Raw genomic sequence first — 13,827 nt, 5'->3', positions numbered from 1 at the left:
AACCTTTTTTGCTCTGCTTTTATCTGGGTTTACTGGCTATAGTCAAAGAGAGTACATTAGTAATGTAAGAAAATTACAAATATCCTGCAACGAGGAGAATAACATGGCGGTAACTAATACAGCCCAGGCAGCCCAGGCGTGTGATCTGGTGATTTTTGGCGCTAAGGGAGACTTGGCTCGCCGGAAACTGCTGCCTTCCCTTTACCAATTAGAGAAAGCGGGTCACATCCACCCAGATACTCGCATCATTGGCGTAGGCCGTGCCGAGTGGGACAAAGACGCGTACACAGCCGTGGTAAAGGAAGCCCTCGATACCTTTATGAAAGAGAAGATGGATGATGAATTGTGGCAAAAGCTCAGTTCTCGTCTCGACTTCTGTAATTTAGATGTCAATGACAGCAAACACTTTGCCAAATTGGGCAAGATGCTGGATCAAAAAAATCGCACCACCATTAACTACTTTGCTATGCCACCCAATACGTTTGGTGCAATTTGTAAAGGATTGGGCGAAGCAGGGCTGAATAAAGAGCCTGCTCGTGTGGTAATGGAAAAACCGTTAGGGAAGGATTTGGCCTCTTCTCGGGTGATTAACGATCAAGTGGCAGAATATTTCAATGAGTGTCAGGTTTACCGTATCGACCACTATTTAGGTAAAGAGACGGTACTGAACCTGTTGGCTCTGCGCTTTGCTAACTCACTGTTTGCCTCTAACTGGGATAATCGCACTATTGACCATGTGCAGATCACGGTTGCAGAAGAAGTCGGGATTGAAGGGCGTTGGGGCTATTTTGATCAGGCCGGTCAGATGCGTGACATGATCCAGAACCATTTGTTGCAAATTCTGACCATGATCGCGATGTCACCGCCAGCAGATCTCAGTACTGACCGTATTCGTGATGAAAAAGTGAAAGTACTGCGATCGCTGCGCCGTATCGACCACACTAATGTGCGAGAAACCACAGTGCGAGGTCAGTATACCGCCGGTTTCGTCCAGGGTAATAAAGTGCCCGGCTATCTGGAAGAAGAAGGGGCGAATAAGAACAGCAACACTGAAACGTTCGTTTCTATCCGTGTCGATATTGATGACTGGCGTTGGGCTGGGGTACCGTTCTATCTAAGAACCGGTAAGCGCCTGCCAACAAAATGTTCTGAAGTGGTGGTTTACTTTAAGAATCCTGCACTGAATCTGTTCCGCGAGTCTTATCAGCAATTGCCTCAAAACAAGCTGACGATCCGCTTGCAACCGGATGAAGGCATTGAGATTGAAGTGTTGAATAAAGTGCCAGGTCTGGAGCATAAGCACCGTCTGCAAACCACCAAACTGGACCTCAGCTTCTCCAAAACCTTTAACGAGCAGCATATTGCTGATGCCTACGAACGTCTGTTGCTGGAGACCATGCGTGGGATCCAGGCGCTGTTTGTGCGCCGCGATGAGGTTGAGGAAGCCTGGAAATGGGTCGATTCCATTATGGATGCATGGGCAGCTGATAATGACGCACCTAAGCCATATCAATCAGGAACCTGGGGTCCGGTGGCATCCGTTGCCATGATTACCCGTGACGGTCGTTCATGGAATGAGTTCGAATAAATATTTAGGTTATGACTATACCCTAAATAATTCGAGTTGCAGGAAGGCGGCAAGCGAGAGAAAAATCGGTCGGGAACCGATTTGAACAGCATTTATGCTAGCCCGTAGGGTGGGACTCAAGGATGAGGCTCATTAACCCCGATGAGCTTACATCAGTAAGTGATTCGGGTTATTGAGCGTTGCCAACGTACATGCAGCTTGAAGTATGACGGATATATTCCCGATAACAGCGCCGCACCTAGGCGCAATAATAAAGAGTCGTTAGCTGGCTCGCATTGTGATTCTTTATGGCAGACAGAAATCCGTTGTAAGTGTTCTGCCTGCCATATTTCAACTGGCACCCTCGGGTGAGTACATGCCAATCGGCATAAGTGGAGATAACAACTGATGAAAAGCTGGAAAACGAGCGCAGAACAGATCATGACCGCAGGCCCTGTTGTCCCGGTGATTGTGATTAATAAGCTCGAGCAGGCGGTACCGTTGGCAAAAGCCCTGGTGGCCGGCGGTGTTCGGGTGCTGGAAGTGACGTTGCGCACCCCTTGTGCTGTTGAGGCTATCCGCGCTATCGCAAAAGAAGTCCCTGAGGCGATTGTCGGCGCAGGGACTGTGCTTAATCCGCAGCAATTGGCTGATGTGGTTGAGGCTGGTGCGCAATTTGCTATCAGCCCAGGGCTGACGGCTGAATTACTCAAAGCGGCAACTGAAGGCTCAATCCCATTAATTCCAGGGATCAGCACTGTTTCAGAATTGATGCTGGGCATGAGCTATGGCCTGCGTGAGTTTAAATTCTTCCCTGCGGAAGCCAACGGTGGTGTTAAAGCATTGCAAGCCATTGGCGGCCCATTCTCGCAAGTGCGATTCTGCCCAACTGGCGGCATTACACCTAACAACTACCGTGATTACCTGGCGCTGAAAAGCGTACTGTGTATTGGCGGTTCATGGTTGGTTCCGGCTGATGCGCTGGAAAATGGTGACTACGCTCGCATTACTGAATTAGCCAAACAGGCTGTAGCGGGTGCAACAGCGTAAGTTGCTCTAACGCCATGAACTGACGAGATAATCTCAATATTCTCGTAAAGTAATTAACCTCTGCCATGCAGGGGTTTTGTTTTTTTAGAATAACTAACTTATTATTTTTTAATCTCTTTTTTTAAACTATTTATAAAATTGATGGTTTGCTTTATAAAATTGACTGTGGTAAAAATACAGCAGTTAATTATTCCATTTTGATGAGGGTTTTAGGCGTATCACACTAGGTTTGGCAAACAAGTATGTGGCTAAAGCATGTGTGGCTAAAAAAAAGAGATATATTATGATTAAAACTAATGGAATTACTTTCAAACCTTCTACCTGCCAACTTTTCCTGTCAGCCATTCTGGCCAGTGAGCATCACTGGTGCAGTGAGCTGTAGCGTCTTTCTTCTTCCATCTTAAATACCCGTCATGCTTCAAGCTGCATGTGCGTTGGCTACGTTCAATCACCCGAATCACTTACTCATGTAAGCTCATCGGGGGCTCTCGCTTACCGCCTTCGTGCAACTCGGATTATTTAGGGTCTAAAAGTTTATACGCCAAGTGAGTTTCTATTTCTTACGGCCTGCGCACATCTGTTCCCAGTGAATAGGGTGCCGAGTGAGGATAACCGTAACAAATAGACCTTAGCGTGCGTTTTACCCGTGATTGTTCAAAAAGCTGGGATATTTCCCTGCACGTTGAAATCGATAGGGTAGCTGTGTGTTAGGAGAAGAATGATGATTTATTGGATATTTTTAGGTTTAGCGATTGTCGCAGAAATTATCGGCACGTTATCAATGAAATACGCCAGTGTCAGTGGTGAGATGGCCGGACATATCGTGATGTATTTTATGATAACCGGCTCATATATTTTACTGGCTCTGGCAGTGAAGAAAGTCGCGTTAGGGGTGGCCTATGCCCTGTGGGAAGGGATTGGTATCCTGATTATTACGGTCTTCAGCGTGTTGTGGTTTGATGAAAGTTTATCACCACTGAAAATTGCCGGTTTAGTGACCTTGATTGGCGGCATAATGCTAGTGAAATCAGGGACGCGTAAGCCGAAGAAACCAAGCAGTCCGCGCAAGAATTCAGGTGATCAGCATGCAACAGCTTGAGTTTTACCACATCGCGTTTCTGATTTTGGCGGTCATCCTGGAAATCATTGCCAATATCCTGCTGAAAATGTCAGATGGTTTTCGCCGGGTATGGTTGGGCATATTATCACTGCTGTCAGTGTTAGGGGCATTCAGTGCTTTGGCACAAGCAGTAAAAGGCATTGAATTATCAGTGGCTTATGCGTTATGGGGTGGGTTTGGTATTGCCGCCACCGTGGCAGCAGGTTGGATTTTGTTCAATCAGCGCCTGAACTATAAAGGCTGGGTCGGTTTAATACTGCTGCTGGCCGGGATGGTGATGATTAAGCTGTCCTAATCTGGCGTTTGCGGGGTGACTGCACCGATGGGCGCTCCGGCGGCTTATGCCGCTACGACCCATTCGGTACATTTCCCCGCGTTCTCACTTTGTGATTAGTTTGAGAGAAGCCAGGTACATTTAGCGGCTAATCAGAGCGCTGCAATAATTTTGATTTCAACTTTATACTTCGGATTCATTAATTTGGCTTCGACGGTACAACGCACTGGTGCATTGCCATCAACCACCCAGGCATCCCATGCCGCATTCATCGCCGCGAAGTCCGCACTGTCTGCCAGAAAAATGGTGGCATCCAAAATACGGCCTTTATCTGAACCGAGCTGATTCAGCATCATATCTATCGCTGCCAGAGTGTCGGCCGTCTGTGCCGTGGCATCTGCATCCAAATTTTCCGGTACGCTGGTGTAATAGATAGTGTTGTTGTACACCACCGCATCTGACCAACGTTTTTCTGGATTAATTCGTTCAATACTCATTTTCACTCCCTTGTGTGAATGTCAATGTCAGTTATCAGCAGTAGGGTAGCATAGCTTGTGATGAGAATGTGTGGTCGCGGGGCGATAGGCTTGGCATAATCACCGCTGATTTCGCCCGGAAGAGAACGCGTGACAGACGATTTTGCAACAGACGGCGCATTAGCGCAGGCCATTACAGGTTTTAACCCCCGAGAGTCTCAGCGCCGAATGGCTGCGGCCATCAGTGAATCTATTGATGCCAAACAACAATTAGTGGTAGAGGCAGGTACCGGTACCGGTAAAACATTTGCCTATTTAGCGCCCGCACTGCGTGCTGATTGCAAAGTGATTATCTCCACAGGCTCGAAAGCGTTACAAGATCAGCTCTATTCGCGTGACTTACCCACGGTAGCCACTGCTCTCAAATACAAAGGGAAGTTGGCCTTATTAAAAGGGCGCTCAAACTATCTTTGTCTGGAACGCCTTGAACAGCAATCATTGGCCGGAGGCGAATTAGCCAGTGAGACATTGGTTGATTTGGTTCGTTTGCGTGGCTGGTCAGCCGAAACCATCGACGGTGATATCAGTACCTGTGGTCAGGTTGCGGAAGATAGTTTTGTCTGGCCGTTGGTCACCAGTACCAATGATAACTGCCTGGGCAGTGATTGCCCGCTGTATAAAGATTGTTTCGTGGTAAAAGCCCGCCGTAAGGCGATGGATGCGGATGTAGTGGTGGTTAACCATCATCTGTTCCTGGCGGATATGGTGGTGAAAGAGAGCGGTTTTGCCGAACTGATCCCCACTGCGGATGTGATGATTTTCGATGAAGCCCACCAGATCCCCGATATTGCCAGCCAATACTTTGGTCAACAACTGACCAGTAGGCAACTAATGGATTTGGCAAAAGACATTATTATTGCCTATCGCACCGAAGTGCGTGACTCGGCCCAATTGCAAAAAAGCGCTGACCGCCTGACGCAAAGCACACAAGATTTCCGTCTGGTACTCGGCGACCCAGGGTATCGTGGCAATTTACGCGATGTGATGGAACAACCGGCGATTCAGCGGGCGTTGCTGTTGCTCGATGATGCGTTAGAGTTGTGTTATGACGTGATGAAACTTTCCCTTGGTCGCTCAGCCATGCTGGATGCCGCTTTTGAACGTGCAACGGTGTATCGCAACCGCCTTAAGCGCTTAAAAGATGTCACTACGCCTGGCTACAGCTATTGGTATGAGTGTAATTCACGCCATTTCGTGCTGGCGCTGACACCGCTGTCGGTTTCTGATCGTTTTCGTGAACTGATAGAAGAAAAACCGGGAAGCTGGATTTTTACCTCAGCCACGCTATCGGTTAATGATCAGTTGTCACATTTCACCTCAAGGTTGGGGCTAACGAACGCCAAAACGCTACTACTGCCCAGTCCGTTTGATTACGCCAATCAGGCATTGCTCTGTGTACCACGCAATTTGCCGTCGGCGAATGAACCTGGGGCTGCCCGTAAACTGGCGGTGATGCTAAAACCATTGATTGATGCCAATAAAGGGCGTTGCTTCTTTTTGTGTACCTCACACCAGATGATGCGTGGTTTAGCCGAAGAGTTCCGCGCCAGTATGACACTGCCAGTTTTGGTTCAAGGCGAAACCAGCAAAGGGCAATTGCTGGCACAGTTTGTCGCAGCAGGCAATGCGCTGTTAGTGGCGACCAGCAGTTTCTGGGAAGGGGTGGATGTGCGGGGCGACGCGTTATCTTGTGTCATCATCGACAAGCTGCCGTTTACCTCACCGGATGACCCTTTGTTGAAAGCCCGTATCGAAGATTGCCGCCTACGCGGCGGTGACCCGTTTAATGATGTGCAATTGCCTGATGCCGTTATCACGTTGAAACAAGGTGTGGGGCGTTTGATTCGTGACATCGACGATCGTGGGGTGCTGGTTATCTGTGATAATCGCCTGGTGATGCGCCCTTATGGCGCGATGTTCCTTAATAGCCTCCCGCCCGCACCCCGCACCCGTGATTTGGCGAAAGCCATCGCTTTTCTCAAGCAACGCGATTAAGGGAAAAGCGAGGAGGGGTGTGCTATCATGCGCGCCCTGTATTGAATTCATACTCTTTTCCTGCCGAGGTTGGCATGTCCACGCGAATTTTAGCGATCGATACCGCAACAGAAGCATGTTCTGTTGCACTGTGGAATAACGGCGAAGTTCAGGCGTTGTTTGAGCTTTGTCCACGGGAACACACCCAACGAATTTTACCGATGGTGCAGCAAGTCCTGGCTGAATCGGGTTTATCACTGACGCAACTCGATGCATTGGCCTTTGGCCGTGGCCCAGGCAGCTTTACCGGTGTCCGTATTGGCATTGGTATTGGCCAGGGATTAGCATTGGGAGCTGACTTGCCGATGATCGGTGTTTCCACCTTGCAGACTATGGCTCAGGGCGCATTTCGCCTGACGGGAGCGTCTCGCGTATTGGCTGCGATTGATGCCCGCATGGGGGAGGTTTACTGGGGCGAGTTTGAGCGTGGCGCACAAGGCGATTGGCTTGGTGAACAGACTGAGGCAGTCATGACGCCGGCACAAGTATTGGCGCGCGTGCCATCACTCAGCGGCCATTGGGCAACGGTAGGCACTGGCTGGCAGACGTATCCTGATCTGGTTAGCAGCGATAATGTGGTGCTGGTTGACGGGCAGATGCTACTGCCGCAGGCAGAAGATATGTTGCCACTGGCGTTATCATCATGGGCGAGTGGGCAGGCTGTCAGTGTAGAAAATGCCGAGCCGGTATATCTGAGAAATGAAGTAACCTGGAAAAAACTGCCAGGCCGCTAGAACTGGCCTGCGCCACAGTCATGTGAAAAATTAAGGATATAGCAACTTGTCATCCTGTTTAGAGTCTAAAATATTCAGATAGCTATAGATATGATAAGGAGCAGCACACGATGGCGATAAATACGTCAACAACTCAATCTATAAAGAATAGAAGCCGTAAATGGACGTGTGGCTGGCTAGGATTGGGCGTTTTGCTCCTGTCCGGCTGTATTACGGTCCCGCCCGCTATTCAGGGTACTACTGTGACGCCGCAGCAAAATCTTAATTTGGTTCGAACCGATCCGAAGGTATTTGTAGGTCAGGAAGCGCGTTTTGGTGGGACAGTCATTAATGTGGCTAACGAAGCGCATCGCACCCGGCTTGAAATCGCCAGCGTGCCCTTAGATTCAGGTGCCAGGCCTATTTTGGGGGAGCCTTCACAAGGGCGAGTGATCGCCTATGTTAATGGTTTCCTTGAACCAGTTGATTTTCGCGGTCATCTCGTGACCGTGGTTGGGCCGATTACCGGTGTTGAAGCCGGTAAAATTGGGATGACACCGTATAACTTTGTGGTGATAAATGCCACCGGTTACAAACGTTGGAATCTTGCACAACAAGTGATGATGCCACCAGCAATGGGCCCGTGGGGTTATCATAACCCTGGAATGTGGGGGCCGGGATGGGGTGGTTGGTACAATCCAGGGCCCGCGCAGATTCAAACTATCGTTACGGAGTAGTTAACCTAACCGGTTTGGATTACTGTCAGAAGTTATAACGTAATACATGAAAGGCGCTGAATTTAGCGCCTTTTTTACGTGGATAAAACGTAAAAGAGTCTATAATCAAAGGCTTACAGTGTAAAATGATAAAGGTTTCTTGTAATATTTTGATTTTATTGAATTTTAATGGGCGGCATTGGCCGCCTTGATTATTTTTGAGATCTCAGCGCCAGAAAATAGTGATGTATATCCCAACCTCAAAATTGTTTAAAAGCAAACTGGTAAGCTGAGTTAAAATATTGTTAAAGTTCTGGTGCTAATTTGCGTCTTACCCTGGCGACCAATAATAATTTCAGGAGTACTACCTTGGAAAAAGTATGGTTAAAGCGCTATCCGGCGGATGTCCCCGCAGAGATTGATCCGGACCGCTATTCTTCTTTGGTGGAAATGTTTGAGAATGCCGCACTGCGTTATGCGGACCAACCTGCATTCATCAATATGGGGGAGGTGATGACTTTCCGTAAGTTGGAAGAGCGCAGTCGTGCTTTCGCCGCCTATTTACAGCAAGGCTTAGGGTTGCAAAAAGGCGACCGTGTCGCATTGATGATGCCCAATCTACTGCAATATCCTATAGCATTGTTTGGCGTTTTGCGTGCAGGTATGGTGGTGGTGAATGTTAACCCGCTGTATACCCCGCGCGAGCTGGAGCATCAACTGAATGACAGTGGGGCTGTGGCAATTGTCATTGTCTCGAATTTCGCTCACACACTGGAAAAGATCGTTTTTAAAACCCAGATCAAGCATGTCATCTTAACGCGTATGGGTGACCAGCTATCGACGGCTAAAGGGACGCTGGTTAATTTCGTGGTGAAATACATCAAACGACTGGTACCAAAATATTATCTACCTGATGCTATTTCGTTCCGTACCGCGCTGCAAAAAGGCCGTCGCATGCAGTATGTTAAGCCGGATGTTATCAATACTGACCTGGCATTTTTGCAATATACCGGTGGTACTACTGGTGTGGCGAAAGGCGCAATGCTGACACACCGCAATATGCAGTCGAACCTGGAACAGGCGAAAGCGGCTTATGCGCCTTTGCTGCAACCTGGTCACGAACTAGTGGTCACGGCGTTACCCCTTTATCACATATTTGCCTTAACCATGAACTGCCTACTGTTCATTGAGTTAGGTGGGCGCAGCTTATTGATAACCAATCCGCGTGATATCCCAGGGATGGTAAAAGAGCTAAGTCGCTACCCATTCACGGCAATGACGGGAGTGAATACCTTATTTAACGCCTTGTTAAATAATGAAGAATTTACCAAGTTGGATTTCTCTACATTGCGCCTTTCTGTTGGTGGTGGCATGCCAGTGCAGAAAGCGGTTGCTGAGCGCTGGGAAAAACTGACCGGGAAACATCTGTTGGAAGGCTATGGTTTGACCGAGTGCTCGCCGCTAGTGACTGGCAACCCTTATGATTTGAAACACTACAGTGGCAGCATTGGCCTGCCTGTACCCTCTACCGATGTTCGGTTGATAAATGATGAGGGGAACGAAGTGGGATTAGGCGAGCCGGGCGAACTATGGGTGCGTGGGCCACAAGTTATGTTAGGCTATTGGCAGCGACCAGACGCGACGGATGAAGTGTTAAAAGACGGTTGGCTGGCAACAGGCGACATCGCGACGCTTGATGAGCAAGGTTTTTTGCGCATCGTTGATCGCAAAAAGGATATGATTCTGGTTTCTGGTTTTAACGTTTACCCCAATGAGATCGAAGATGTGGTAGCGTTACATTCGAAAGTGCTGGAGTCTGCTGCGGTTGGCGTGCCTAATGAGGTCTCTGGTGAGACGGTAAAACTGTTTGTCGTGAAAAAAGATGCCTCACTGACACCCGAAGAGCTGCTAACCCATTGCCGACGCTACCTTACAGGGTATAAAGTACCGAAAATAGTAGAGTTCCGTGACGAGTTGCCGAAATCAAATGTCGGCAAAATTTTGCGTAGGGAACTGCGTGACGAGCAAGTTAAGGCTAACGGTAGCGAACAAAGCGCCGCCTAATTTAACAGCGTCACTCCATTATCAACAACGCCGGTCATCGCCGGCGTTGTTGTGTTTGTCATAGACTAACGACCAAGAGAATCATGTTTTGAATTATCAGTTGATCACGACCAATAGTGCGTTGCAGCAGGTCTGCGAGCAAGCCCGGACACATGCTCATGTTGCGTTGGATACGGAGTTTGTCAGAACGCGCACCTACTATCCTCAGTTGGGCCTGATTCAACTGTATGACGGTGAACAACTTTCACTCATTGACCCCTTACCCATTACTGAATGGCAACCTTTCAGTGAGTTACTGCAAGATTTGAATGTGGTGAAATACCTGCATGCTGGTAGTGAAGATCTCGAGGTATTTTTAAATGCCTTTAGCCGGATGCCGACGCCAATGATAGATACTCAGATATTGGCGGCATTTTCTGGCCGAACCCTATCTTGCGGTTTTGCCATGCTGGTAAATGAGTTTGAAGGTGTCGAGTTAGATAAAAGTGAATCACGTACCGACTGGATTGCCCGCCCACTCAGTGAAAAGCAATGTGATTACGCCGCCGCCGATGTTTTCTACCTATTACCCTTGGCAGCTAAATTAGTTGAAGCCACTGAAGCCGCAGGGCGTATGGATGCGGCAATAGATGAATGCCAATTGCTGTGTCGCCGCCGCAGTGAAACACTTGACCCAGAGCTTGCCTATCGTGAGATAACGAATGCCTGGCAGTTACGCGGCCAGCAGTTGGCATGTTTGCAGAAACTGGCGGCATGGCGCTTGCGCCAAGCGCGTGAGCGTGATCTGGCGGTTAACTTTGTGGTGCGTGAAGAGAACCTGTGGCAAGTTGCCCGTTATCAGCCAACATCGTTGGGTGAGCTAGATTCCCTGGGCCTGAGTGGGCAGGAGATTCGCTATCATGGGCGTATTTTGTTGGCGCTGGTGGCTGAGGGGAATGCTGTACCGGAAGAGCAGCTCCCGCAACCGGTGGCTAACCTGATTGACCAGCCAGGCTACAAGAAAGTCTTTAAAGATATTAAAGCGTTAATCCTGTCAGTTAGTGAGCGTAGCGGGCTGAGTAGTGAGTTACTGGCGTCGCGCCGTCAAATAAACCAATTACTCAGTTGGCATTGGAAACTAAAATCAACGGATACGCAGCCTGAATTATTAAGCGGGTGGCGGGGCGATTTGTTATCACTGGAATTGACTGAGATTTTGAAGCAGTATTAATCTATATTCGGGGTGGGGGGTAACTTCACTCTGAGTGTTTCAATTTAATTCATATGTACTTTATGGTTAATTGAAATGGAGATTAAGAACTTTCTTGTTTTGGTGGCGGATATATTTATTAACGTTATTTGCTGGATGTATATACAGTTAATTAAACGAAAGTACCCCCTGTAAATAAATACAGGGGGTAGTTATTGCGAAGAAATCATTTAGGCGTTTCTTCCGTTTCCGGTAATGTCACGTTAAGTTCAAGTACCGAAATATCATCTCCTTTCTGCTCAAATTGCACATGCAGCATTTCAGGATCGATCTGTATATATTTACAAATAACCGCCAAAATATCGCGTTTCAAGTCAGGCAAATAGTGGGGCTCACTGTCCCCACGACGACGCTCAGCGACGATAATTTGCAGCCGTTCCTTGGCTATATTGGCTGTCGGTTTTTTGCGGGACAGAAAAAAGTCTAACAAAGCCATGGTTTATCCCCCAAAAAGGCGTTTCAGGAAGCCCTTCTTCTCTTCTTCAATGAAGCGGAAGGGGCGTTCTTCTCCTAGCAAACGGTCAACGGTATCGTCATAAGCTTTACCGGCATCTGACTCTTTGTCCAGAATCACAGGCTCGCCCTGATTCGAGGCGCGCAATACAGATTGATCTTCTGGAATAACGCCAACCAGTGGGATCCTCAGAATGTCGAGGACATCTTCCATGCTAAGCATATCGCCGCGATTAACACGCCCAGGATTGTAGCGGGTTAACAGCAGGTGTTCTTTAATTGGATCTTGCCCATTTTCAGCACGGCGTGACTTGGAAGACAGTATCCCGAGGATGCGGTCAGAGTCACGAACCGAGGAGACTTCAGGGTTAGTGGTGATAACGGCTTCGTCAGCAAAATAGAGTGCCATCAAGGCACCGCTTTCGATACCCGCAGGGGAGTCGCATACCACAAACTCGAAATTCATATCGCCAAGATCGTTTAAAATCTTTTCAACACCCTCTTTGGTCAGGGCGTCTTTGTCACGGGTCTGAGAAGCCGGCAGGATATACAGATTATCTGTACGCTTATCTTTTATTAATGCTTGGTTCAAAGTGGCATCACCTTGAATCACATTAACAAAATCATAAACTACCCGGCGCTCACATCCCATGATCAAGTCTAGATTCCGTAGGCCGATGTCGAAATCGATCACCACGGTTTTTTTACCTTTTTGGGCCAAGCCGGTTGCGATAGCCGCGCTTGATGTGGTCTTGCCAACGCCCCCTTTACCCGATGTAACAACAATAATGCGTGCCATGAAATGGATTCCTTGTCAAAAGGGCTTAATTTAAAGGTTGTATAGTTAATGCGTTATCCAGCAGATGCAAACGCGCAGCCTGACCAAAATAGTTACGCGGGATCTGATCACTCAACCAGTACTGCCCCGCGATAGAGACGAGTTCAGCGCCTAGATGTGTGCAAAAAATCTGGCATTGGGCATCACCGGATGCACCTGCTAGCGCACGGCCTCGCATCATTCCATAGATATGAATATTGCCGTCGGCAATTAATTCAGCACCGGCACTGACACTGCTGATAACAATCAAATCGCAATTACGGGCATAAATCTGTTGGCCGGAACGAACAGGTGTGTTGATGATGCGTGTCTTGGTAGGCGCGTTTTCCGGCGGGCTGGTAATGGATTCGGGGGCCATCTTCTGGCCTTTACCCTCACTCAGTAACGGCAAACCTGCACGTGCTATCGCCCGTTTTTGACGCTCATCCTGACAACCACTAATGCCAACAATTCGCAGACCTGCTGAAGTGACAGCCTGTTGGAGATCCTTCCAGTTAGCACCGTTTGGTAACGTTGCAACGTTAATCACAACAGGGGCGTTTTTCAAGAAAGCGGGGGCTTGATCCACCTTTTCTTGTAATGCCTGACGGATTACCTCCGGCCGTGAATCGTGTAAATGAACGACCGATAGGGTAAAACTACTGCCTTTTAACTCAATTGGCGATTGTGACATCTATCCTGACTCAGTTTCAGCTACGTTTAATCCCCAAAATACCATTCGGGGTACAATATTCTGATGTTCCTAAGCATGTTATAGGTAATATAAAGATAAATCTATCCGTATCAATATATTGAAATCCTAAGGTCAGAATAACTTCAATCTGACAAGAAATTACAGCATAACTTCTGCTTATTCGCTAGCCCTGACATGCCTATATTTGGCGGTTATCACTTCCATTGTTAAATTGTGTATTTTTTCAACAAGAAAACCTGCTTATGGCCGGTTTAGCTCCACCCATAAAAGTCGCAATTTTTAATCTGATATGGGCATTTTTTTATCAAGTGAAGCCGATTTTTATAAAATAAAGTAATGGTTCACCATTATTATCACTTTGAAGCTGATGAAATAGGGATATTGAGTGGGGCTATTAACGACATAGTGAAATAGTTCACACTATTATTTCAGAGAAATCTCACTCAGTAATCTGCGCATCGTGACATTCCACGAGCAAGTAGTAATTTAAAACACAGCAGAGCCTATCTTTCGTCTCAG

Annotated in this window: 13 protein-coding genes; 9 read left to right on the top strand and 4 right to left on the bottom strand. The window is 47.8% G+C overall.

Translation table 11 applies throughout. The features are described from left to right. Positions 1 to 103 precede the first annotated feature (103 nt). The 4 genes from zwf to mdtI all read left to right on the top strand — a co-directional run bounded on the left by zwf (position 104) and on the right by mdtI (position 4,032). Positions 104 to 1,588 (top strand): glucose-6-phosphate dehydrogenase, encoded by a 1,485-nt coding sequence (gene zwf / locus EL015_RS11580; RefSeq protein ID WP_005185258.1) that lies wholly within the window; start codon positions 104 to 106, stop codon positions 1,586 to 1,588. A 387-nt stretch (positions 1,589 to 1,975) separates the two neighbouring features. Continuing rightward, positions 1,976 to 2,617, top strand: a complete 642-nt coding sequence (locus EL015_RS11575) for a bifunctional 4-hydroxy-2-oxoglutarate aldolase/2-dehydro-3-deoxy-phosphogluconate aldolase (RefSeq protein WP_005190888.1) — start codon at positions 1,976 to 1,978, stop codon at positions 2,615 to 2,617. Between the two features lie 721 nt (positions 2,618 to 3,338). Beyond that, the gene (gene mdtJ, locus EL015_RS11570; RefSeq protein WP_032907575.1) at positions 3,339 to 3,716 is read left to right on the top strand and encodes a multidrug/spermidine efflux SMR transporter subunit MdtJ; all 378 of its coding nucleotides are present in this window, start codon (positions 3,339 to 3,341) and stop codon (positions 3,714 to 3,716) included. After that, entirely contained in the window at positions 3,703 to 4,032 is a 330-nt protein-coding gene (gene mdtI / locus EL015_RS11565) for a multidrug/spermidine efflux SMR transporter subunit MdtI (protein ID WP_032907576.1), read from the top strand. Before mdtJ ends, mdtI begins: the two co-directional genes overlap by 14 nt. Positions 4,033 to 4,163: 131 nt before the next feature. Here mdtI and EL015_RS11560 read toward each other — a convergent pair whose 3' ends face one another. Continuing rightward, entirely contained in the window at positions 4,164 to 4,508 is a 345-nt protein-coding gene (locus tag EL015_RS11560; protein ID WP_032907578.1) for a RidA family protein, read from the bottom strand. 129 nt (positions 4,509 to 4,637) lie between these two features. On the opposite strand from EL015_RS11560, the gene EL015_RS11555 reads away from it, so the two are divergent. The 5 genes from EL015_RS11555 to rnd all read left to right on the top strand — a co-directional run bounded on the left by EL015_RS11555 (position 4,638) and on the right by rnd (position 11,284). Continuing rightward, the gene (locus tag EL015_RS11555) at positions 4,638 to 6,542 is read left to right on the top strand and encodes a DNA repair helicase YoaA (RefSeq protein ID WP_005190904.1); all 1,905 of its coding nucleotides are present in this window, start codon (positions 4,638 to 4,640) and stop codon (positions 6,540 to 6,542) included. A 74-nt stretch (positions 6,543 to 6,616) separates the two neighbouring features. Beyond that, a complete protein-coding gene (gene tsaB, locus EL015_RS11550; RefSeq protein ID WP_005190911.1) occupies positions 6,617 to 7,315 on the top strand; it encodes a tRNA (adenosine(37)-N6)-threonylcarbamoyltransferase complex dimerization subunit type 1 TsaB in 699 nt (232 codons plus the stop codon). Between the two features lie 110 nt (positions 7,316 to 7,425). Continuing rightward, positions 7,426 to 8,031 (top strand): Slp family lipoprotein, encoded by a 606-nt coding sequence (locus tag EL015_RS11545; protein WP_032907579.1) that lies wholly within the window; start codon positions 7,426 to 7,428, stop codon positions 8,029 to 8,031. A gap of 348 nt (positions 8,032 to 8,379) precedes the next feature. Then, complete coding sequence (gene fadD / locus EL015_RS11540) at positions 8,380 to 10,074, top strand: long-chain-fatty-acid--CoA ligase FadD (protein ID WP_032907581.1); 1,695 nt, start codon at positions 8,380 to 8,382, stop codon at positions 10,072 to 10,074. Between the two features lie 88 nt (positions 10,075 to 10,162). After that, on the top strand, positions 10,163 to 11,284 hold the full coding sequence (rnd, locus tag EL015_RS11535) for a ribonuclease D (protein WP_005190918.1): 1,122 nt from the start codon (positions 10,163 to 10,165) through the stop codon (positions 11,282 to 11,284). A 205-nt stretch (positions 11,285 to 11,489) separates the two neighbouring features. On the opposite strand, the gene minE is transcribed toward rnd, so the two are convergent. From minE to minC, 3 genes are read right to left on the bottom strand one after another with little or no spacing between them, the layout of a single operon-like run. Further along, positions 11,490 to 11,759, bottom strand: a complete 270-nt coding sequence (gene minE, locus EL015_RS11530) for a cell division topological specificity factor MinE (protein ID WP_002211180.1) — start codon at positions 11,757 to 11,759, stop codon at positions 11,490 to 11,492. Between the two features lie 3 nt (positions 11,760 to 11,762). Further along, entirely contained in the window at positions 11,763 to 12,575 is an 813-nt protein-coding gene (gene minD / locus EL015_RS11525; protein WP_005190923.1) for a septum site-determining protein MinD, read from the bottom strand. A 25-nt stretch (positions 12,576 to 12,600) separates the two neighbouring features. Then, on the bottom strand, positions 12,601 to 13,287 hold the full coding sequence (gene minC / locus EL015_RS11520; protein WP_005190925.1) for a septum site-determining protein MinC: 687 nt from the start codon (positions 13,285 to 13,287) through the stop codon (positions 12,601 to 12,603). Between the last annotated feature and the right edge of the window lie 540 nt (positions 13,288 to 13,827).

The organism is Yersinia intermedia, assembly GCF_900635455.1.
GTDB lineage: Bacteria > Pseudomonadota > Gammaproteobacteria > Enterobacterales > Enterobacteriaceae > Yersinia > Yersinia intermedia.
This window is presented reverse-complemented; position numbering and strand designations above follow the sequence as displayed.